The organism is Agromyces binzhouensis (genome assembly GCF_004135055.1).
GTDB lineage: Bacteria > Actinomycetota > Actinomycetes > Actinomycetales > Microbacteriaceae > Agromyces > Agromyces binzhouensis.
This window is the reverse complement of sequence record NZ_SDPL01000825.1, coordinates 1-537: the sequence shown is the minus strand read 5'-3', so window position 1 is coordinate 537 and position 537 is coordinate 1. Positions and strand designations below refer to the sequence as shown.

Genomic DNA, 537 nt, shown 5'->3' with positions numbered 1-537 from the left:
CGCAGCTCGACGCGGTGCGCGCCGGCCGCACGCCCTTCCCCGACGACCTGCCCGTCTCGTTCGGCCGCGGCGGCTTCGAGGTGCCGGTGCCGGGCGATCGGAGGCCCGCCGTGGTCCGCGCGTTCAACGTCCTCCGCCAGTACGACGAGTCCGACGTCGCCGACGCCTGGGCCCGCATGACCGGCCGGCTGGCGCCGGGCGGCCTGCTCGTCGAGGGCACCTGCGACGAGGTCGGCCGCGTGTCGAGCTGGGTGGGCGTGACGGATGCCGGCCCGCAGAGCTTCACGATCAGCCTGCGCCTGACCGGGCTCGACGCCCCGTCGGTGGTGGCCGAGCGCCTGCCGAAGGCCCTGATCCATCGCAACGTCCCCGGCGAGCGCGTCCACGACCTGCTCGAGGCGCTCGACCGCGGCTGGCGCGTGCATGCGCCGCTGTCCGTGTACGGCCCGTCGCAGCGCTGGATCGCGCTCGTCCGCGACCTGCGCGATGCCGGCTGGCCGGTGCGCGGCGGGGCGCGGCGCTGGCGCCTCGGCGAGC

The 537-nt window shown here is 76.9% G+C and carries 1 protein-coding gene; it reads left to right on the top strand.

The features are described from left to right. The coding region (locus ESO86_RS18410; RefSeq protein ID WP_129236084.1) for a class I SAM-dependent methyltransferase at positions 1–537 on the top strand (537 nt) is incomplete at both ends.